Source organism: Sphingomonas sp. 67-41 (assembly GCF_001899725.1).
Taxonomy (GTDB): Bacteria; Pseudomonadota; Alphaproteobacteria; order Sphingomonadales; family Sphingomonadaceae; genus Sphingomonas; species Sphingomonas leidyi.
In genome coordinates this window covers 20,700-38,953 of sequence record NZ_MKWJ01000019.1, presented here as the reverse complement: position 1 = coordinate 38,953, position 18,254 = coordinate 20,700, and the positions used below count along the sequence as shown (strand labels likewise).

General features: G+C 60.2%; 20 protein-coding genes. 9 read left to right on the top strand and 11 right to left on the bottom strand.

From position 1 onward, the window contains the following. Positions 1–47: 47 nt before the first annotated feature. Positions 48–323, top strand: coding sequence for a metal-sensitive transcriptional regulator (locus BGP17_RS10040; protein WP_017502085.1), 276 nt, complete (start codon positions 48–50; stop codon positions 321–323). Here BGP17_RS10040 and BGP17_RS10035 read toward each other — a convergent pair. The 4 genes from BGP17_RS10035 to BGP17_RS10020 are packed head-to-tail and all read right to left on the bottom strand — an operon-like array spanning position 283 to position 4,963. Further along, a complete protein-coding gene (locus BGP17_RS10035) occupies positions 283–1,770 on the bottom strand; it encodes an efflux transporter outer membrane subunit (RefSeq protein WP_139150011.1) in 1,488 nt (495 codons plus the stop codon). The genes BGP17_RS10040 and BGP17_RS10035 overlap by 41 nt on opposite strands. Before the next feature lie 8 nt (positions 1,771–1,778). Then, a complete protein-coding gene (locus BGP17_RS10030; protein WP_017502087.1) occupies positions 1,779–2,690 on the bottom strand; it encodes an efflux RND transporter periplasmic adaptor subunit in 912 nt (303 codons plus the stop codon). Between the two features lie 9 nt (positions 2,691–2,699). Next, a complete protein-coding gene (locus BGP17_RS10025) occupies positions 2,700–2,891 on the bottom strand; it encodes a DUF1656 domain-containing protein (RefSeq protein WP_017502088.1) in 192 nt (63 codons plus the stop codon). Continuing rightward, the gene (locus BGP17_RS10020) at positions 2,888–4,963 is read right to left on the bottom strand and encodes an FUSC family protein (protein ID WP_017502089.1); all 2,076 of its coding nucleotides are present in this window, start codon (positions 4,961–4,963) and stop codon (positions 2,888–2,890) included. Before BGP17_RS10020 ends, BGP17_RS10025 begins: the two co-directional genes overlap by 4 nt. A gap of 309 nt (positions 4,964–5,272) precedes the next feature. On the opposite strand from BGP17_RS10020, the gene BGP17_RS10015 reads away from it, so the two are divergent. The 4 genes from BGP17_RS10015 to BGP17_RS10000 all read left to right on the top strand — a co-directional run bounded on the left by BGP17_RS10015 (position 5,273) and on the right by BGP17_RS10000 (position 8,103). Then, positions 5,273–5,968, top strand: coding sequence for a FadR/GntR family transcriptional regulator (locus BGP17_RS10015; protein ID WP_017502090.1), 696 nt, complete (start codon positions 5,273–5,275; stop codon positions 5,966–5,968). Between the two features lie 45 nt (positions 5,969–6,013). Beyond that, complete coding sequence (cueR, locus tag BGP17_RS10010) at positions 6,014–6,484, top strand: Cu(I)-responsive transcriptional regulator (RefSeq protein WP_017502091.1); 471 nt, start codon at positions 6,014–6,016, stop codon at positions 6,482–6,484. 241 nt (positions 6,485–6,725) lie between these two features. Next, positions 6,726–7,565: a hypothetical protein gene (locus tag BGP17_RS10005; RefSeq protein WP_037521835.1), complete on the top strand. Its 840-nt coding sequence runs from the start codon at positions 6,726–6,728 to the stop codon at positions 7,563–7,565. Then, positions 7,543–8,103: a hypothetical protein gene (locus BGP17_RS10000; RefSeq protein WP_017502093.1), complete on the top strand. Its 561-nt coding sequence runs from the start codon at positions 7,543–7,545 to the stop codon at positions 8,101–8,103. The genes BGP17_RS10005 and BGP17_RS10000 overlap by 23 nt, the downstream gene beginning before the upstream one ends. Positions 8,104–8,264: 161 nt before the next feature. On the opposite strand, the gene BGP17_RS09995 is transcribed toward BGP17_RS10000, so the two are convergent. From BGP17_RS09995 to BGP17_RS09985, 3 genes are all read right to left on the bottom strand, one after another. Then, a complete protein-coding gene (locus tag BGP17_RS09995; RefSeq protein WP_017502094.1) occupies positions 8,265–9,326 on the bottom strand; it encodes a cation diffusion facilitator family transporter in 1,062 nt (353 codons plus the stop codon). Between the two features lie 129 nt (positions 9,327–9,455). Continuing rightward, positions 9,456–11,654 carry a TonB-dependent siderophore receptor gene (locus tag BGP17_RS09990; RefSeq protein WP_037521833.1) on the bottom strand — a complete coding sequence of 733 codons (2,199 nt, stop codon included), beginning with the start codon at positions 11,652–11,654 and terminating at the stop codon, positions 9,456–9,458. Between the two features lie 33 nt (positions 11,655–11,687). Continuing rightward, positions 11,688–12,158: a nuclear transport factor 2 family protein gene (locus BGP17_RS09985; protein WP_017502096.1), complete on the bottom strand. Its 471-nt coding sequence runs from the start codon at positions 12,156–12,158 to the stop codon at positions 11,688–11,690. Positions 12,159–12,654: 496 nt separating this feature from the next. Between BGP17_RS09985 and BGP17_RS09980 the strand changes: the two genes are divergently transcribed. The 4 genes from BGP17_RS09980 (at position 12,655) to BGP17_RS09965 (ending at position 16,090) form a co-directional block, all read left to right on the top strand. Next, positions 12,655–13,014 carry a carboxymuconolactone decarboxylase family protein gene (locus tag BGP17_RS09980; RefSeq protein ID WP_017502097.1) on the top strand — a complete coding sequence of 120 codons (360 nt, stop codon included), beginning with the start codon at positions 12,655–12,657 and terminating at the stop codon, positions 13,012–13,014. A gap of 69 nt (positions 13,015–13,083) precedes the next feature. Continuing rightward, on the top strand, positions 13,084–14,322 hold the full coding sequence (locus BGP17_RS09975; protein WP_026109372.1) for a bifunctional alpha/beta hydrolase/OsmC family protein: 1,239 nt from the start codon (positions 13,084–13,086) through the stop codon (positions 14,320–14,322). A gap of 80 nt (positions 14,323–14,402) precedes the next feature. Next, on the top strand, positions 14,403–15,074 hold the full coding sequence (locus BGP17_RS09970; RefSeq protein ID WP_017502099.1) for a LysR family substrate-binding domain-containing protein: 672 nt from the start codon (positions 14,403–14,405) through the stop codon (positions 15,072–15,074). Between the two features lie 254 nt (positions 15,075–15,328). Beyond that, positions 15,329–16,090 carry a glutaredoxin family protein gene (locus BGP17_RS09965; protein WP_026109374.1) on the top strand — a complete coding sequence of 254 codons (762 nt, stop codon included), beginning with the start codon at positions 15,329–15,331 and terminating at the stop codon, positions 16,088–16,090. A gap of 65 nt (positions 16,091–16,155) precedes the next feature. Here BGP17_RS09965 and BGP17_RS09960 read toward each other — a convergent pair whose 3' ends face one another. Genes BGP17_RS09960 through BGP17_RS09945 form a run of 4 tightly spaced genes read right to left on the bottom strand, consistent with a single transcriptional unit; the run spans position 16,156 to position 18,243 of the window. Further along, positions 16,156–16,479, bottom strand: coding sequence for a hypothetical protein (locus BGP17_RS09960; protein ID WP_037521832.1), 324 nt, complete (start codon positions 16,477–16,479; stop codon positions 16,156–16,158). Then, positions 16,480–17,235: an AraC family transcriptional regulator gene (locus BGP17_RS09955; RefSeq protein ID WP_157228531.1), complete on the bottom strand. Its 756-nt coding sequence runs from the start codon at positions 17,233–17,235 to the stop codon at positions 16,480–16,482. A 43-nt stretch (positions 17,236–17,278) separates the two neighbouring features. After that, positions 17,279–17,632 carry a hypothetical protein gene (locus tag BGP17_RS09950; protein ID WP_017502103.1) on the bottom strand — a complete coding sequence of 118 codons (354 nt, stop codon included), beginning with the start codon at positions 17,630–17,632 and terminating at the stop codon, positions 17,279–17,281. Then, positions 17,629–18,243 (bottom strand): hypothetical protein, encoded by a 615-nt coding sequence (locus tag BGP17_RS09945; RefSeq protein ID WP_017502104.1) that lies wholly within the window; start codon positions 18,241–18,243, stop codon positions 17,629–17,631. Before BGP17_RS09945 ends, BGP17_RS09950 begins: the two co-directional genes overlap by 4 nt. Positions 18,244–18,254: the final 11 nt, after the last annotated feature.

The window sequence follows — 18,254 nt, the reverse complement described above, 5'->3', positions numbered from 1 at the left end:
AGTGCTTGCCGACGCGTTATGTACCCGTCCCGGGTAGGGGTATTGCAGTGGATCCAGGCGACATCAATGACATAAGCGCGGCCCTCAACCGGATCGCTGGCCAGGTCAAAGGTGTCGGCCAGATGGTCGAAGATCAAAGGTACTGCATCGACATTCTTCATCAGGTTCATGCCGTTAAAGCCGCGCTATCCAAGGTTGAGACGCAAATCCTGAAATCCCATGCGGCCTGCTGCGTCGAACAGGCGATCGCGTCGGGTGATGCCGAACAGCAGCGTGCCAAGTTCAACGAACTGGTGGAGATTTTTGCGAAGGCGAAGCTGTAGAAGGCTGCGCTTCGGGCGTCGCATCTGATTGTCCTTGTTCGAAGACGGTCTGCCACCCACCGCCGAGCGCCTTTGCAAGAGCGATAAGGTTGACGGCTTGAGCCGCATTGCTTTGCGCGAAGGAATCCTGTGCGGCGAACAGGGAGCGCTGGGCTATCAGCAGGTCGAGATAATCCAGGGTGCCGGCGCGACGCTCGCGCAGTGCCCGATCGAGGGCTGTCTGGCTGTCGACAGTTGCGGCGCCGAGTGCATCGCGTCGCGTCGCCTCTGTCTCAATCCCGGTCAGCGCATCCTCGACATCCCTGAAGGCGACGCGGACAGTCTGTTCATACTGAAGCCGCTGCGTCGCCGTGATCGCCTCCGCGGCGCGGATGCGAGCCTTGCGCTGACCGTCGTCGAACAAGGTCTGGCTACCGTTGGCCGCGACACTCCAGATGGTGCTGGCTGCGGAGAAGAGCGAGCTGAAACCGCTTGCCGCGGTGCCTAAGGTGAGCGGGATGCGAAAGCGCGGGAAGAGGTCGGCCACAGCGACATTCTGCCGCGCGGTAGCCACAGCTATTCGTCGCTCGGCCGCACGCACATCGGGCCGGTCTCGCAACACCTGAGAGGGCACGGACACGGGAAGCGCTGGCGCAGACGGTAGAACATGCGGCGTGCGTTCAAATTCCAGGCCGAGATCGCCAGGAAATCCTCCTGTCAGAACGCCAATGGCGTGCGAATGCCGGGCGATGCGGCCACGCCACAAGGGAAGCTGAGCGAGAGCCGACTGCCATTCCGCCCTCGCCTGAGCAACGCTCGAACCGCTCGCGAGCCCGGCCTTCTGGAGGCGTGTCAGGGTATCGAATGTAGCCTTGAGACGGTCGACATTGCGCCCTGCGATCCCAAGGCGCTCCTGCGCAGAGCGAAGTTCCACATAGTTTGTCGCGATTTCCGCAAGCATGCTGAGCAGGACCGACCTTCTGTCTTCCTCGGCTACACCAAGCTCGGCATCGGCGGCCTCGACGCTTTGCCGAAGTCTGCCGAACAGGTCGATCTCCCAGCTGGCCTCAAGTTGGACAGATTGAGTGTCGGTGAAGCCGATGCCGCGCGGCCATTCGACCTTTCGGCTTGTCTGTTGCTGCAGGCTGTTGGCACTGATCCCGATCCTTGGCTTAAGGGTGCCGGAGAGCGCATCACGTTCCGCCCGCGCGACAATGAGTCGCTGAGCCGCTACCTTGAGATCAAGGTTGTTCGACAAGGCCTGATCGACAAGCCGGTCGAGAAGCGGGTCCTTGAACCCTCGCCACCAGGTCTTGAGGTCGGTGACAGCTGCCGCGCTCGCCGTAGCGGGCAAGGGCTCGCTCCAGTTAGATGGCAGCGTTGGAACAGGCTCTTCATACCGTACCATTCTGGGTGTGGCGCAAGCTGAAAGCAGCAGCACGGATATCAGCGCGAAATGGGGACGCATGGTCTGCCTCACAGGAATTGACGGGTCCAGGCGAGGAGACGGCCATCGTTATTGGCTTTGCCGATCGCGATGCTGCAGCTCATGCCTGCCGACAGGCTGATCCCATGGGGAACCTTGTCGATCTGGACACGCACAGGGATACGTTGAGCAAGGCGGATCCACGTGAAGACGGGATTGACTGCCGGTAGGCCGCGCTGGTCAGCCTTTTCGTTGGTGTCGGTAACGCCTCGTCCGATGCTCACGACATGGCCTTCGATGGGCTGCTCGAACCCCATGAGGCGGATCCGCGCTTTCATGCCGGGCGCAATGCCCGCCAGCTTCGTTTCTTCGAAATAGCCCGTGACCCAGAAACTGCTGGAATCGACGACAGCGACCTTCGTATTGCCAGCCTCGGCATAGTCGCCCGGGCGCAGGCGCAGGTTCGTCACATAACCATCAATCGGCGCGCGAACGACGGAGCGCTCGAGATTGAGGCGCGCCACATCAAGCGCCGCTACCGACCCGGAGTAAGCCGCATTGGCGATGCGAGCTTCACCATTTGCCTGGTCGATGGTCTCGGTCGCGATGATTTCGCCGCCCAGTGCCGTGCGACGACGGGCGATCGCCGATTTCACCGAAGCCTCGGCGCGGCGCCCCTCCAGATCGGCGTTCGCGCTTTGCACCGCGAGCGCGAAGCGCTTGGGATCGAGGCGATACAGCACATCACCGCGTCGGACGAACTGATTATCCTTCACGGCCACCTCGGCGATCGTCCCGGACACCTCCGGCGCGATCTGAACGACGTCTGCGCTGACTCGGCCGTCCCTGGTCCAGGGGGAGCGCACATAAGTCTGCCAGAGCGTGGAGATCAAAATGCCGGCGGCCAGGACGATCAGCAGGGTGATCCCGACCCGCAGAATGGGCTTGATATAGGTTGGCATCGGCAAATCTCACAAAAGGAAAAACAGGGCAGCCAGGATCGCGAGATAGATCGCGCATTCCATCAGGCCCGGGTGCCAGACGAACCGCAGGACGCCTGTTCGGGTCAGCACCGCCCGTGTGCCAATGAAGATTGGCAGGGCTGCGATGAGGTAGAGAAGCAGCGGCGGTAGATAGACGCCGGCGAAATTGACTTCGGTCATGTGATTTTCCTCGTCCCGGCGATCCACGGACCGTGCGATTGCTTGAGGATGCTGAGGTTACGGATGCATGCAGCGACCCTGTGCGTAATCGCCTGATCTTCGCCGCATTGGTGATCCGATTGTTGCGCGGCTTCGAACAAGGTATCGAGCGTCACGCTTGCCGTCGGATCATCGAGCGCCGCCGCCTCGAGGGCAGCGTTCCCGAAATGGAGCGTGCGCTCGGAAATCCTGACATCCTGTAATGCCGCTCTGAGCCGAAGCGCGGTCCGCCCATAGTGCAGTGCCCCGAGCGCTTCGGTCAGTATCGCTGCAGGAATTGCTGGCCTCGCCTTAAGGCTGATGGCGATGTTTACGAGACGGTGGTGCTGAAGATGCTCCCAGGCGTGCCGACGCCCGGTCCATCCTTTGCGGATGGCCATCGTAACAGCTCGCCTGAATGCCGTTTCGTAGCGATGGGCCCTCGCGACAGAGTTGAAGGGCAGGATAAGCTTGAGGACCAACAGAGTGGCGATCACGGCGACCATCCAGCCCAGCGCCTCGTTCAGGAAAAATGTGCCGTCGAACAGCATCTGGTTCTGCGCATAGACCAGCGTGTTGAAAGCCACGAGGAAGCCCATGCCGTCGAACACGTAGCGTGGCACCGTCGTCGCGTAGAAGCCGGCAAGCCAGAAAGGCAGCATCGAAGCGATCAACAACGGAAAGCCATTGACCGACGGAAGGAGAACGAAAACGCAGATGAATGCGGCTGGCAGGGCGACCAGCGTCCCCCTCACAAAGGACCACGCGCCTCCCACAGGATCACCGGTCATTGCCATGAGGATGCTGTAGGGCGCCAGCAGAAGCAGCATGAGAGGCCATTGCTGTAGCCCCACCCCTATACCGATCCCGCCAGCGATGACGATCGATAAAAGGGCACGTACGCCGTTCTCAATCGCTGCAGTCCAGTCACGGTGAAAGTGGAAACCCCGGGTCGGATGCGCATGGGCGCCGTTCAGGCCAAGCAACCCCGAGATTCCACTCTCCCAGTCCTCGATCACCTCCAGTAGCTGATCGAGAGCAATGATCACGTCAGCGCGGTCGTGAGCGACTTCAAGCTCCGCAATGATATGATGAAGGCTCAGGTGCAGCCCCCGAATTTCTGAGAGCGCGCGTTGGAGCCCGGCTCGCTCGCCTGTCTCGATATGCCCGATAGCGACCGGCAACTGGGCGCAGACGAGTTCCCGCGCCCTGAGAAAGGACGGATCCCGGGCGACAGGTGCAAATGTGAGTTCTCTCGCGCCGAGCAAGGCCGCGAACATCCCCGCCAACCCCTCTCTTACCGATCCGACGCGCACCGCGACGTCCGTTGATTCGGCCCGGCTCAGTTCAAGCAGATCGTCGATCGCGAACATGTCGGCGATGTGAGCGGCGCCAACATCTCCAGCATTCGCCGCTTCACTCTCGACGCGATCGAGCACCAGGCGGCCGATCATCGTCAATTGCCGCGTAATCGCGCCTTCAAGCTTGTCGCGCGCGGCACGCCTGGAGAAAATCGCCGTCACAAGTCCGAGGCAAACTACGCCGACCGCAACACTTGCCACCCGTCCCAGGACGATACTCAGCGCATTTTCAGGTGCCTCGAGCGCGCCATATGTTGCGAATCCCAAAGTATAGCCGGCAACCGCAGGTCCAGTTGATCGAAAACCGCGAATGAGGGTCGCCGCGCCGCTGCAGATGCCGAGCCAGAGCCCGAAGAATATGAGGAACAGCGCGGGAGCCTGAATGAACAGGCCCATGACAATGATGGCAGCAATGCCGCCAACGACCGTGCCCGCCAGCCGCCAGCTTCCTTTTGCCAGCACGGCACCCTGGTTCATGTTTGCGACGAGCATCACGGTCGAAGCGGCCGAGTAAGGCTTGTCCATCTGCAGGGTATAGGCGACCCAATAGGCCAAGCCCGCCGCGGCTACGGAGCGAAATATATAGGCCCAGCGCGGTGTGAGCAGGTCGAAAGCCTTCAGCCGCTGCGCTGCGTGTCCGAGGGCAAATGCTGTTGCGCCGCCGAGCCGACCTTTGATCGCCTGCGCACTCATCTCTTGGCGCTCAAAGCGCAGCCGGCGGCTTTGCGCACATCCATATTGATCGAGACTGACATGGGCAGGGTTGTCCTGAATTTTGCGAACGTCGGGACCGAAGACTCCAAGCCTAAACAGCCTCTAACATCCAATCATCCTACCTTTCTCTTTTCAAAATTTCAAGCTGTGGTAAGCTCGTCACCAGCCAGGTCACTAGGCGCCACACGTTGCAATGCCCGTCAAATCCCGGAGAAAGCTCGGCTTTTGACCCCTGATGGCGGTGCCAAATTGATGGGATGACAGGATGAAATCGGCTAGGAGAGATGGATGACTCGCAATGCAACCTTGACCCAAGCGCCCCGTCGGTCGCTCGTCGATTCGGCTATCGAACAGATCCGTACCCAGATCGAGAGCGGTGTATGGCGTGTCGGCGAGCGCATCCCCAAGGAGCAGGAGCTGGCGGACCTGTTGGGTGTCAGCCGCAACACGACACGTGAGGCGATCCGAGTTTTGTCGCACGCCGAAGTGCTGGAAGTTCGCCAGGGGGATGGCACCTATGTCCGACTGAACGTCGATCCGACCGAGGTCATGCGCAGGGTGAGCCGGTCGAGCCTCCATGATCATTTCGAGTTGCGCGCCATGCTCGAGGCCGAAGCTGCAAGGCGCGCGGCCAGCCAGCGCTCCGACGCGGATGTTGTTAAATTGCGGCGGCTCCTCAAGGTCCGCGGAAATCAGGAAGACCACAGCCGCGTTGAGAAATTCGTCGATGCAGACATCGCTTTTCACAGCGCGCTTGCGTCCGTTTCTGGCAATACGGCCCTGATCGAGCTCTATCGGTATTTCTCGCAGGCAATCCGCTCCGGAGTCTGGTCGGTCCTTGATGAATTGGACCTGCCCGAACCAGCGCTCGAAGCGCATGAAGCCATCGTGGACGCCATCGAGCGTAGGGATCCCGAAGGCGCTGCGCTCGCAGTGCGTGAGGTTGTCGGCCCGCTCATCGAGGCGCTTGCCGACAGGAGCTGAAAAGCGAGGTAATAGGCAAGTACCCCCGAGCGGAGGAGAAGAGGAATGAACATAGGGCAAGCCGCAAAGGCGTCAGGCGTATCCGCCAAGATGATCCGCTACTATGAACAGACTGGCCTCATTCCCAAGGCCGACCGGCGCGATTCCGGGTACCGAGATTATTCGGATGCTGACGTTCATAACCTGCGTTTCATTCGCCGGGCGCGGGACATGGGATTTGCGGTTGCTGAGATCAACGATCTGTTGAGCCTGTGGCGCGACCGTTCGCGGCAGAGCGCGGATGTGAAGAAAATTGCCCAATCCCACATTGATGAACTGAGCGCCCGGATCACGGCATTAGAACAAATGCGCGGGACGCTTCAGGCCCTCGTAACGGGCTGCGGCGGCGATGCACGACCAGACTGCCCTATAATCGCGGATTTGGAAGATCCGACCGAAGAACGACAGAGCCTCTTCAAGCCCGATGGCGCCGCGCGGTTGAGGCACCAATCGATATCCAACAGGCGGGCCACCTGACGATGCCGGCAGCCGGCCACCCAAGCTCACGCATACGTCAAGCCTCAGCTCACGACAGACTTGGTTTACCCGCGATCACGGAAGCCTTGATCATCAAAAACTTCATCGCGGAAAAGCCTGAACCGTAGACCTGGCGGTGCTTGTATCATTCAGTCCCAAATCGTTCTTCCCACACTGCCTCGAGTTTTTCATGACAACACAGCGTAACTCTGTTCCCTATGGTGCCAAAAAGGCCGGAGCCATGCGTGAGATGGCACAGTCGGAACGGCTCGACTTCATCGCCGAAGGCCTGACAATCATTTTGTCGAGCGCCCGTGGCTTCTGGAGCGCCGCTGAGAAGCTCGTCGACAATCCGCGAGAAGCCTCGGTTCTGGAGGGTTTCGCCGAGGAAGAGTCCGCCAAAGCGCTGATCCTGCTCGACCTGGTTCGATGTCCGCCTTCCAAGGTCGATGGCCGCATCGGACGCATCGTCAAGAATTTCTACAGCCATCTTGCCAGGCTCATTTATGCCAACGCCCAGAGCTGGAAACCCGTCAACGTCGAGCAGCTGCAGGAGTATGTCGATAGTGAACGTCAAGGTCATTATCTTGAAGGTGGGATGAGCGAGTATATCCTGCCGAATTGGGCGATCTACAGCCGCGAGAGCACGCTTTATGCCGACATCGAGCAGCACGAAGACGGCCTGCCGCAATGGAGTGACCCGACGCTCTTCTCAAGCTCGGGCATTCACACGCGCCCGTTCGCGCTGACCCTGATTGAGGCGCTGGATGCAGTGGGTGTATTTTCGAGAGCGGGATTAGAGGCAACGAGTGAAATCTGGGGCACGGTCGATTTCCTCGCCAAGGAACATTCTGGCCATGTTCGGGACCTGACGCGCCAGTTGGCCAAGCGGCTCGAAGACGAAGAGCTGGTATCCGAACAGGCGACCAGCGAACACGCGCGCTGGTTTCACCAATTTTGGCAGATGCCGATGTACAATCTCGATTTTACGATGATACCAGCCTCGCTGAACCAGCTGAAGGCGGATCGTGAAGCTGCCTACTGGTCCGAAGTCGGCTATGAGCATCATGGCGATTATTAGGATCGGATCGGATTACGCCGATGCGGATTTTGGGCTGCTTGTCAGGCACTTAAAGCTTCTGGACATTGAGATTAGTCAGATCAATGCCTCGATCGCGTCATCCCATGATCCGGAGTCCGATGGGCTCTGTGACGCCGGCGAATATTTTATAGGCCACGGGTTCATAGCGATCCAGCGGTACATTACCGCTACCCGAACGGGTCTGGGCATCAGTCTGACAGATGCTTTGAAGGTGCCGCCAATCATGGAGGGCGGCCTGTCGTTTGCCGCGGCGCTCAACGCGGCGGCAAATTACTGGAAGCACATGGAAGAGTGGATCGAGACCCTTAATGGGCCCGATGGCGGTGATTTGAAAGGCAATGCGTTGCGGACGCTTCAGCAGATTGAGGCTGTCACCCCTTGGCAAGACTATACATGCGCGAACTTATTGGCTGTGCTTCTGGACGGCCAAGCGTTGGAACTCTCGCACCTCTTGCCTGTAATCGCAGACTGGCGGGACAACATAATCACCAAGTCGGTGGCTAATAGAGGAGCCTGACAGTCTATGGCGCTTGACTTCAGCTGCATCTCCCGCGCCTGTAACCCAGAGCGTAGGGCGGAAACGTCACCGAGTAGTCCCACCTCGGATCACCGACAGAAACCGTCGCCCCCGCTCTGGGGTGGCAGGGGCGACGGAACCGAGCGGGCGGCTCGGATCGGTTAGTGGGCGTGAGCGTGCTTTCCGCCGCCCCCGCCGCACGTGGACTTCTTGGCAGAGCCGTGGCCATGATCGTGACCACTATGATCGTGGTGCGCTTTGACAGCCGCAGCGGCGGTCCGTTTGGGCGACAGGCTGCAACCGTCCGAGCCGCTCCAATCTACGGCAACCGTCGGGTGCTCGATCTCAAAGCGGTCAACAAGTTCCCGCTCGACGGCCTGTACGACTGTGCGAGGATCAGATCCTTCGGCCAGACGGACGTGCATCGTCGCAAGGGTTCGCTTGGAGGTGATCGACCATACGTGGATGTGGCTGAGCGATACAACGCCCGGCACAGTATCCTGGATATGGTGCTCGATCTCTTCAGGCGAGACGCCATCGGGAGCACCTTCCAGCAGAATGTGCAGCGACTTGCCTAGAAGCTTCCAGGCGCTTCGCAGGACGAGCAGCGAAACAACCACGGAAAGGATCGGATCGATCGGAGTCCAGGCAGTGAAGTAGATCACCACGGCCGCTGCTACAGCGCCGACGGACCCAAGCAGGTCGCCCATGACGTGGAGCGCTGCGCCCTTGATGTTGACGTGCTCGCTATCGCCGCGGGTGAGGATCCAGAAGACAAGAATGTTGACCAGAAGGCCGGCAATCGCAACGGCGAACATCGGCGCGGCCATGACTGGCTGCGGCTGATTGAAACGCTCCCAGGCTTCATAGACGATGAAGGCAACGATTGCGAACAGGGTAACGGCGTTGATCAGTCCAGCAACGACCTCAAAGCGCAGATAGCCGAAGGTGCGCTTGGCGTCGGGCGAGCGCTGGCCGAAGCGGAACGCGGCGTATGCAAGAGCAAGTGCCGCCGCATCCGTCATCATATGGCCAGCGTCCGCCAGCAGTGCCAGCGAGCCAGACCAGAGGCCGCCCACCACTTCGACGACCATGAAGGAAGCAATCAGACCAAACGAAAGGAGGACCTTGCGCTCGTTATCCTTGGTGATCGTCGGGGTATGAGAATGGTCGTGATCATGACCATGGCCGTGGCCATGATCGGCGTGTGCGTGTGCTGACATGCGAGACTCGCGAATGAACAATGATGATGTATGAATACATGTTCATATGTTATGCGTCAACACCCTTGCCCCTCTCCGGGAATCTCGGTCCCATATTGCCCTGTTTGACCGCGTCTCACCCTCAAGGGGTCAGTATCGCAGCGTTAGCGCGAGCATCGCGTTTCTCGGCTCGCCAAACAGGACCTGATTGAAAAAGCCGTTCACGACGGTGTAGCGGCGATCGGTGAGGTTATTGACCTTCAGGCTAAGGTCAGCCCGGGCCGACAAATCATAGCGCGCCATAAGGGACACGAGAGCATAAGGCGCCTGACGCGCTTGAACCGGTCCCAGGGGACTAGCGGCGGGCTCAAAGGAGGCGCTGCGCCAGTTCACGCCGCCACCAACGGTCAACGCTCGCAATGGCCCAGGTAAGCGGTAGGTCGAAAAGATCCGTCCCGAGGTCCGAGGAAGCTCTGCATTCAAACGGCCGCCGCCAACGCTCTCCGCGACGAAATGGGCAAAGCCGGCATAGGTGTTCCAACCGGGAAGAATTTCGCCCTGCAGATCGATCTCGACGCCTCGCGAAGTGGTCCCGTTCGCGGCGAAATAGGCCTGCGTTCCATCCGGGAGAAGCCGGCCAGGGTCGATCTGGCCGACATTGTCCAGCCATGATTTGAAGACGGCGATAGACGCATTGACCCGTCCGTCGAAATAGGTCCCCTTGACGCCGAACTCGACGTTTCGCCCGCTGGTCGGCGCCAGCATCCTTCCGTCCCGGTCTCGGTTTGTCTGCGGATTGAAGATTTCCGTATAGCTGACATAGGCCGAATGGTGGGAATCGAGATCAAGTACAGCGCCGGCATAAGGCGTGATCCTGCCACTTTTTGAGAACTCGAACGATGTAAGCGCCGTCTTTTGCTCCAGGTCGTAGAATGTCACACGCGCGCCAACGATCACCTTGAGCTGATCGACGATGTCGAGCTTGGCCGCACCATAGAATGCCCCCTGCCGCGTAACGGTTCGGGTCCGCGAAGAAGGCGCCGCATCAAAATCGGGCTCCGGATACGCGCCGGTCCAATCGAAGATGCTTCCGAACGGCGTAGATGGCAGCACGAAGCCGCTGCTGAACTCGTTTGCGACCCGCCGGTTCGCCATGATGCCGAACACAAGATCATGTTTCCGTCCCAGGAGGCTGACCGGCCCTGATAGCGTCGCATCGATACTATTCTGTCGGCTGCGCGTGTAGTTCGCCAGGGCAAATGGCTGAAGACCTTCGCCAGTCACGCGATCGGGATAGCCAAGCCCGGAAAACAGGCGTGCGTCCGACGAGGACCGCTGATGCATCACGGCTGCACGCGCGACCCATCCTCCTGCGAACTGATGCTCTAGCGTCAGGAAAGCCGAATCCAATGTGTTGTCCCAGCGGCTCCAGTCGGCCGTCATGGATTTGGATCGGGGCCATCGCGTTGGCGTTCCGTCCGAGAACCAGAGCGGCATGCCGCTCCAGGTCGTGCCTTCTGGACGGATCGCCTGATGGTCATAGCCGATACTGACAAGCGTCTGGGGACCGAGGTCCGCCTCGATGATGCCGTAGACACTCCGCTTTGTCTGGCTGTATCTGTCAACATGACCTTCACGATCTTGCAGGACGCCGACCAGGCGGGCGCGTAGATGCCCGTCACGAGACAATGGCGCCGAGATATCGGCCATGCCGCGATAATTGTCCCACGATCCCGCGCTCAGGGTAGCCGAGGCTGCGAACTGACGACCGGGGCGCTTGCGCACCAGATTGATCGACGCCGATGGATTGCCAGTGCCTGTCAGCAGGCCGGTCGCCCCGCGCACGACCTCGAACCGCTCGAAGAAGGCGGTATCGAGAAAGCTTGCGCCATTGACGAACGCTGTCGGGATCCCATCATATTGGAAGCTGTCGATCGCAAACCCACGCGCATAAAATGTCACGCGCTCGCTATCGAGGGTTCTCGATGACACGCCCGCCGTTGCTTCGAGGGCATTCTGAACCGAGTTCAGTTGCTGATCATCCAGGTTTTGGCGCGTCATGACCGTGACAGCCTGCGGCGTTTCCCGCAACGTCAGCGGGAGCCGCGTAGCAGCTGCCACGACAGGGACAGTATAGACAGAAGGCGATTCCCGCTCTCCCTGTCCGATGACGATGATCTCGTCCCGCCTGCCTCGCTGCTCATCATTCGCAGACAGATCGGCGGGAATCGGCGACTGCGCCATGGCAGGCGGCGAGCCAAATGCGATGCCAGCAAGAGCGCTGGCGGCGCAAAGAAGGCGCGCGCGCTGACATGCGCCCCTCTTTGAGGGGCGGGTGAAGAATGTCATCAGGAAATCCTTGCTAGGTTTTCGCCACTCGGCTCAGCGCGCGAGTTGCCTCTCGAGGGTGGCGTGGTTGTAGTAGTCGCCGATCCAGACGATGCGTCCTTGCTCAATGCGAAAGAAGCTGGCGCCCCTGAAGGTAACCGGCCCCTGCCCTTTGACTCCGCTCGGATGTGTCGCCTTGAAGCTCCATTGGACGGCGACCTGGTCGCCGTTGGCAACCGGAGCGCCAAGCAAGGTCAGCTTGCGATCAGGCATCATTCCGCTGAGCAGCACCGGAACTTCGGTCACCGCATCAACACCGGCTTTGACCGTTTCATTGCTGGTGTTGAAATACTCGACCGACGGCGCCAGCGTCGCCCTCAGGGCTGCTATGTCCCCGCTGTTCCAGGCGTCGAAATAGCGCTGCACCACCGCGACCTTGGCATTGTCCACCGTCTGCGCTTTGGCCGAGACTGCGGAGAATGCGAGTAGCAGCAGACTGAGAAGCGCCGCCCAGATCGGCCACACGGAGTTTCTCTCGCCCGATACAGCACCGAGGCGAAGCGGTGGGAACGTCACGGGATACCCCGTTGGTCCGGTGATGGGCAACACATCGCCAGGATCTGCGCACAGCGGATTGGCTAGGCATTTGCACCTGTCGCTCTGAACAGGGGAACGAGGCGTGATGGAGCGCGGCATAGGGTCGCCCTTGTCTTGGTTGATGATCGGAGAACGGCGACCCCAGATCCGCCATTCATCCTAACATCCTACCTTTGTCACGAATGGTTCGCAATAGCGCCTGACCTCCCGCCTTCTATTTTTTTAGTCCGGCAATTTCGCTCTTGACCTTCCAACGATGGGAAGTGGCACGCCGTCAGCATGTGAGGAACTGCCTTCGTCGTCGGCGGCTCAGCGCCGCCGCGCGGCAAGCGCGTCCAAACAGCTTTTCTTCCCGGCCTAGTGGTCCGGCTGGCTGAACCCACAGCATGATCGCGAAGCCATCGTCAAATGAAGGATATTCGAATTGAACAACCATGATCACATGCAGGACTGGAATGGTTATCGTGACGTGCTGATGGCGCGCGTCGGCGAGTTTGCCAAGCTGAGCCCGGATTCGATGAAGGGCCTCATGATGGTCGAGCACAGCGTGACCAAGTCGGGTCTGCTTGACCCTAAGGTCATGGAACTGATCGCCCTTGCTGTAGCCGTCACGACGCGCTGCGATGGTTGCATTTCGGTTCACGCCAAGAAGGCTATCGAACTTGGATTGAGCCGCGAGGAAATTGCGCAGGCCATGGCGTTCACGATCTTCATGAACTCCGGGGCCGCCCTGACCTACACCGCCCGTGTCTTCGACGTGATCGACGCGCTCCCGCAATCCTGATTTTGCCGGGGCGGTTCAGCGCCCCGGATCAGTGCAACGCGTTAAGCCACGCAGGTGGGAGACGACCCGATGGCGCAGAGGAATTTTGACTTTACCGGAAGCAACGGGGCGTGCCTGTCAGGCCGAATTGAATTGCCGGAAACGCCCCCGCGCGGGTGGGCTATCTTTGCGCACTGCTTCACCTGCGGCAAGGATAGTCTGGCGGCAACGCGGGTTTCACGCGCCCTTGCCCTGGTCGGCATAGGCGTATTGCGGTTTGACTTTGCGGGGCTCGGCGCCAGTGAGGGCGAGCCTGGCGAGTTCGGGTTCGCCAATGACATTGCCGATCTGGCAAATGCGGCGCAGGCCATGGAGTCGGCCGGCATGCCGGTCACTTTGCTCGTGGGTCACAGTCTCGGCGGGGCCGCCGTCCTCCTGAGCGCAAGGGCGATCTCCACGGTTCGCGCTATCGCAACGATCGCCGCCCCGGCCGATGTCTCCCACATTCTGAAATCCATCGATCCTGCATTGGTGAGCAGGATCGAGAAGGATGGAAGCGCCGAGGTCTCCCTGCCGGGGCGACGATTCGTCCTCGGACGCAAGTTTCTCAACGATGCCAGGGCACAGGCACTTGAGGAAAGGGTCGCCGGTTTGCGGTTGCCCCTTCTCGTCCTGCATGCCCCCGGAGACACTATCGTCGGGATCGAAAACGCCTCACGGATATTCCAGGCCGCTAAGCATCCCAAGAGTTTCATTTCACTCGACCAGGCCGACCACCTGCTGCGCGAGCGCGTGGACGCCGACTATGCGGCCATGGTGATCAGTGCATGGGCCTCTCGCTATCTTCCTGTGACCGAGGTCGAAATGCGACCGTTGGAACCTAGTGAAGGGGTCATCGCGCAGGAAACCGGACGAGGAAAGTTTCAGGTCGCGATCACTGCAGGTTCCCACCAGTTTCTGGCCGATGAGCCCCTCGCAATCGGCGGCCTTGCGAGCGGGCCGACGCCCTACGAGCTTGTTGCGGCAGGCCTAGCGGCCTGCACGGTCATGACCATGCGGCTCTATGCTGATCGGGTCGCAATGCCTCTCGAAAAGGCGCGTGTCGGCGTCCGGCACGACCGCGATAAGGATCGAACCCCGCCAGATCGATTCACGAGGGAAATCACGCTGTCCGGAGCGCTTGAAGAAGAACAGCGCGAAAAACTGCTCTCGATAGCAGACAGGTGTCCAGTCGATCTGACGCTCGTCCGCGGATCGGACGTCGTGACCGAATTGTTTGAGGCCAGCGCGCTCGCCCCGGGGAAAGGCGACCAAATGGCGCCCGACTGATGCCCAAGCTCAGAGGAAAGAAGGGACAGCAGCGGAGCAGAGCGTTGATGGCCTGCCCACAATCAAGGGAAGGATCGGAAATGGTCGACGATCATGTACAGCGCTTGGGGTCCGGTAGCGTTGAGATGGCGATGATCCGGCATGCGGCGACCCGGATCGCGCCCGCATTTATCCGGCGGTTCGCGCAAATCCGTCCGGACATCGAAATGGTTGTCGAGGAATTCTCTACATCCGCCCAGATCGAAGCGTTGCTCTCGGCGGAAATCGACGTCGGGTTCGTCCTGCTTCCTGCGTCCCACTCCGCTCTGACGATCGAACAAATCCACAGCGAACGGATGATGCTGGCTGTATCCGACGGGCATCCATGCGCCGATTCAGCTCTCGCCTTCCCGCTCCCACTGTCGGCGTTCGCGCATGATCGCTTCATCGTGCCCCATGGACAGGGCAGTTCCGCAAACCATGATGAGATTATCTCGATCTGCAGGCAGGCCGGCTTTCGCCCCAAGACGCTTGAGAGCTGCGACGATCAGACCTGCATGGGTCTCGTGCGGGCAGGAATGGGCGTACTTTTCGCGCCAGTGGCCACACAACCAGTTTCTACTGAAGGGATAAGGCTGATCGAAATCGAGGATCCTGTCCCGACGCTTAAGATCGGATTGGCGTGGCGCAAGGACGACCCATCAGCGTCCCTCCGGTTATTTCGCGACCAGACCCGCCAAACTGACGCGCCAGTGGAGCAGGCACCTATTTGATTAGGGCGGATCCGGATCCGGACCGTGGCAATCTCGCATGATCGCTCAAAGCGTGAACGTTCGGTCATTGGCCGATCTGGGACGGAACCATATCGTGACGCGGTATGAGGAACCAAAATGGGCGTTACGTAATTTATTAGATACCCCTGCGGGGTAGGGGTAGGTCGTGATTGACTTTCGGCCTGCGATTCAAGCGTCGCCGCGGCGCGCGTCAGGCACCTACTAAAGCCGTAGATAATCGAGAGGATGCAGGCATGACGGACCGTAAAACCGCAGAAATCCACCGTATGGTCATGCCCACCCACACCTGCCCTTATGGCTTGAAGGCGCTCTATTTGTTGAAGCGCAAGGGTTATGCTGTCGACGATCACCACCTCACGACCCGTGAGCAAACAGACGCCTTTAAGGCGCAGCATCAGGTCGAGACCACGCCGCAGGTCTTCATCGAGGGCAAGCGCATCGGCGGCTATGATGATCTGCGCCGATATTTCGGCATGACGGTTCGCGACAAGAACGCGGTGACCTACCGGCCAGTCATCGCGTTGTTCGCGATGGCTGCAGGCATGGCGCTTGCGGCGAGCTGGGCCGCTTATGGCGCTTTGACCACGGTGGCCGCAGCAGAGTGGTTCATCGCCATCGCCATGTGTCTCCTGGCCCTACAGAAGCTGAAGGATGTCGACAGCTTCGCGACGATGTTCCTGAATTACGACCTCTTGGCCAAGCGGTGGGTGCCCTATGCCTATGCGTACCCCTTTGCTGAAGGGCTAGCCGGCGTTCTGATGATGTCCGGAGCACTGATGTGGATCTCGATACCGGTTGCCGCATTCATCGGCACGATCGGGGCCGCGTCTGTCTTCAAGGCTGTCTACATCGGCAAGCGCGAGCTTAAATGCGCCTGTGTGGGCGGGGACAGCAATGTGCCGCTGGGCTTCGTATCCCTGACAGAGAACGTCATGATGGTCGCGATGGCCGTGTGGATGCTGGTAAAGCCGATGGGGATCGGGCTTGGGCACTAAGGGGCGCCTGCGACAGAAGCCTGATGATCTTTTCAGATTGACCGGGGTCCGAGCGAAGCCAGCGGTTATATTCCCATTTCCGCGATCCCCTCGATCAGATCCTCGTAATGCCTCATGGTAAAGCCTGCTGCCAGGAACCGATCCATCTCCTTGGTCGGCAACTCGGTCACGCCATGCCACAGGTAAATGGATGCGCGTCTTAAGGCCTCAAGGCGTTCGCTTTCCTGGGGCCTGGGCTGGTCCCAACCGAACAGAGCGCGGAACAGCCTCTGGGAGCGGCCTGGCTCACGCAACGAGCGCATGGATGCGCGGCGCGCGCCAACAACTACGATCCATTCATCTGAGCTGAGGCTCGGCGAGCCAATCCGCAGGCCGTGCTTGCGTTGCATTTAACGTGCCGTTCGCAGCGCGCGACGCACACTCGCTGCCCCGCTCAGCCGCTTGATCAGTGTGCAAAGCCCCGCGGGACTGGAGTAGCCGCAACTTGCGGCAACCAAGCCCAAACTATCTCCTTTGGCCAGTCGTACCATAGCGATAGCGAAGCAGGCTTGTCGAACCCACGCTTTGAAAGCGACCCCGGTCTCGCGACGAAAGAAAGATGTGAACCGCCGTCGGCTCATCGAAAGGTCCGCCGCCCATCGATCGATCGACATGTCCGAATGCGGCATGGACGCAAAATCAGTGCATTTGCGCGCGAGATGCGGATCGGCCGGCATCGGCAGGCCAATCGGGAGGCTGGCGGCCCGCGCAATCTCCAAGGGGAGGAGGTCGAGCACAAGTCGATCCCTCCCCTTTTCCGGTCCGTCCAGCGGCAGCTTTGCCGCCGCATCCAGAAGCTCCCGCACAAGGTCCGATATCCCGATGACCCTGCAGGTCCCATCGGCGTTCTCACTGTCGCTCCTGGGGATGAGCGCGCAGGTGACGCAGCCTGCGCTCGAGAGCTCAAGTGTGTGTGCGACGCCTGCCGGAACGAAAATGCCGCAGGCTGCTGGCGCGATCCAGCGCCCTCCAACGGTCCCCAACGAGAGAACGCTCGATGATGCGTAGAGGATGTCATACTCCGGCTGTACCTGCTCGAGCCCGGACCAGGCCGACGCATGGCTTTCTTCAGCGACGATGACGGCGAACTTTGCACTGGGTGCCATGTCGGCGCCCTGTCCAGGAGAGGGAGCCATACAGACCTGCCGTTCAGGCAAGTGCATGGACATGGCCGGGCTGCGCTCCGTTCTTGCAGCATGAAGCTTGCGCCTTGGATCGGTGTATCCTGCTGATCACTGCTTCAAACTGCTGCTCGGAAAAGCCCACGTTCAAAAAGCGGTCGAGTTCAGCTTCCGGAATGGCGAACCCCCGGTGCCAGGCAAGCACCGACACCCTGCGCAACGCTTCGAGCCGCTTGTCTGCAAAGGCAGGACTGGGGCGCTCTCCCTCAAAGAGCCTCTTCAAGAAGGTGCTGAACTTGCCTGGTGCCTGAAGGGATGAAAGGCGATCTCCCCGCGCCAGGGCGACGACAGACCATTCAAGCGCACTCAGCTTGTCGTTCATGACGCCCTGCCCGGGATTCGCAGCAGCTGGCACGGTTCGCCAGGTGCCGAGATCGTACGGCGTGCCGCGCCTTGAGACGACCACCCATCGTTGACGCCTTCATCTTCGATGAATGCCAGTTCGTAAACGTGCGACCGCTCGCCGTGGGTTAACGTCAGGCGCGCAAAGAAAGAATGGGGATGCGCCACAATCTGAGCTGACTCGAGATACCCCTCCTGCTGGGTGAAGCTAAATGTCTCGTTTGCGCCATCCCATCTTTCAGTCACGACGCTCACATCGCTCGCAGGCCAGGGCTCGCCCTGCTCGGACCAGACCCGAAACCGGGAGACCCCGTTCGTCTCCGCAATCTCCAGCGCGATAAGATCGTGCCCGGTCTTGATGAGACGCCACTTTCCGGCACGCGTCTCGCTTTGCTGGCCGCGATCGTAAAAATTCCGATGGACGTGCGCGGCAGAGCTCGGCGCGCGCGTCGCTTCGCTCTTTGCCGCGACACGGCGTCGGCGGGCTCGCGTGAAGCGAAGCGCCACTACTGGCGCAGCCGCCAGTAACGCGAGGGTTCCAGCGATCGCAAGACCGCGCGCGCGCTTCAACATAGGCTCATAAGTCTGCATGGATGCCTCGC

Bases quoted from the DNA above. Each gene is read 5' to 3' on its own strand.
- BGP17_RS10035 (WP_139150011.1), bottom strand. From the start codon at position 1,770: ATGCGTCCCCATTTCGCGCTGATATCCGTGCTGCTGCTTTCAGCTTGC.
- BGP17_RS10030 (WP_017502087.1), bottom strand. From the start codon at position 2,690: ATGCCAACCTATATCAAGCCCATTCTGCGGGTCGGGATCACCCTGCTG.
- BGP17_RS10025 (WP_017502088.1), bottom strand. From the start codon at position 2,891: ATGACCGAAGTCAATTTCGCCGGCGTCTATCTACCGCCGCTGCTTCTC.
- BGP17_RS10020 (WP_017502089.1), bottom strand. From the start codon at position 4,963: ATGAGTGCGCAGGCGATCAAAGGTCGGCTCGGCGGCGCAACAGCATTT.
- BGP17_RS10015 (WP_017502090.1), top strand. From the start codon at position 5,273: ATGACTCGCAATGCAACCTTGACCCAAGCGCCCCGTCGGTCGCTCGTC.
- cueR (WP_017502091.1), top strand. From the start codon at position 6,014: ATGAACATAGGGCAAGCCGCAAAGGCGTCAGGCGTATCCGCCAAGATG.
- BGP17_RS10005 (WP_037521835.1), top strand. From the start codon at position 6,726: ATGCGTGAGATGGCACAGTCGGAACGGCTCGACTTCATCGCCGAAGGC.
- BGP17_RS10000 (WP_017502093.1), top strand. From the start codon at position 7,543: ATGAGCATCATGGCGATTATTAGGATCGGATCGGATTACGCCGATGCG.
- BGP17_RS09995 (WP_017502094.1), bottom strand. From the start codon at position 9,326: ATGTCAGCACACGCACACGCCGATCATGGCCACGGCCATGGTCATGAT.
- BGP17_RS09990 (WP_037521833.1), bottom strand. From the start codon at position 11,654: ATGACATTCTTCACCCGCCCCTCAAAGAGGGGCGCATGTCAGCGCGCG.
- BGP17_RS09975 (WP_026109372.1), top strand. From the start codon at position 13,084: ATGGCGCAGAGGAATTTTGACTTTACCGGAAGCAACGGGGCGTGCCTG.
- BGP17_RS09970 (WP_017502099.1), top strand. From the start codon at position 14,403: ATGGTCGACGATCATGTACAGCGCTTGGGGTCCGGTAGCGTTGAGATG.
- BGP17_RS09965 (WP_026109374.1), top strand. From the start codon at position 15,329: ATGACGGACCGTAAAACCGCAGAAATCCACCGTATGGTCATGCCCACC.
- BGP17_RS09960 (WP_037521832.1), bottom strand. From the start codon at position 16,479: ATGCAACGCAAGCACGGCCTGCGGATTGGCTCGCCGAGCCTCAGCTCA.
- BGP17_RS09955 (WP_157228531.1), bottom strand. From the start codon at position 17,235: ATGGCACCCAGTGCAAAGTTCGCCGTCATCGTCGCTGAAGAAAGCCAT.
- BGP17_RS09950 (WP_017502103.1), bottom strand. From the start codon at position 17,632: ATGAACGACAAGCTGAGTGCGCTTGAATGGTCTGTCGTCGCCCTGGCG.
- BGP17_RS09945 (WP_017502104.1), bottom strand. From the start codon at position 18,243: ATGCAGACTTATGAGCCTATGTTGAAGCGCGCGCGCGGTCTTGCGATC.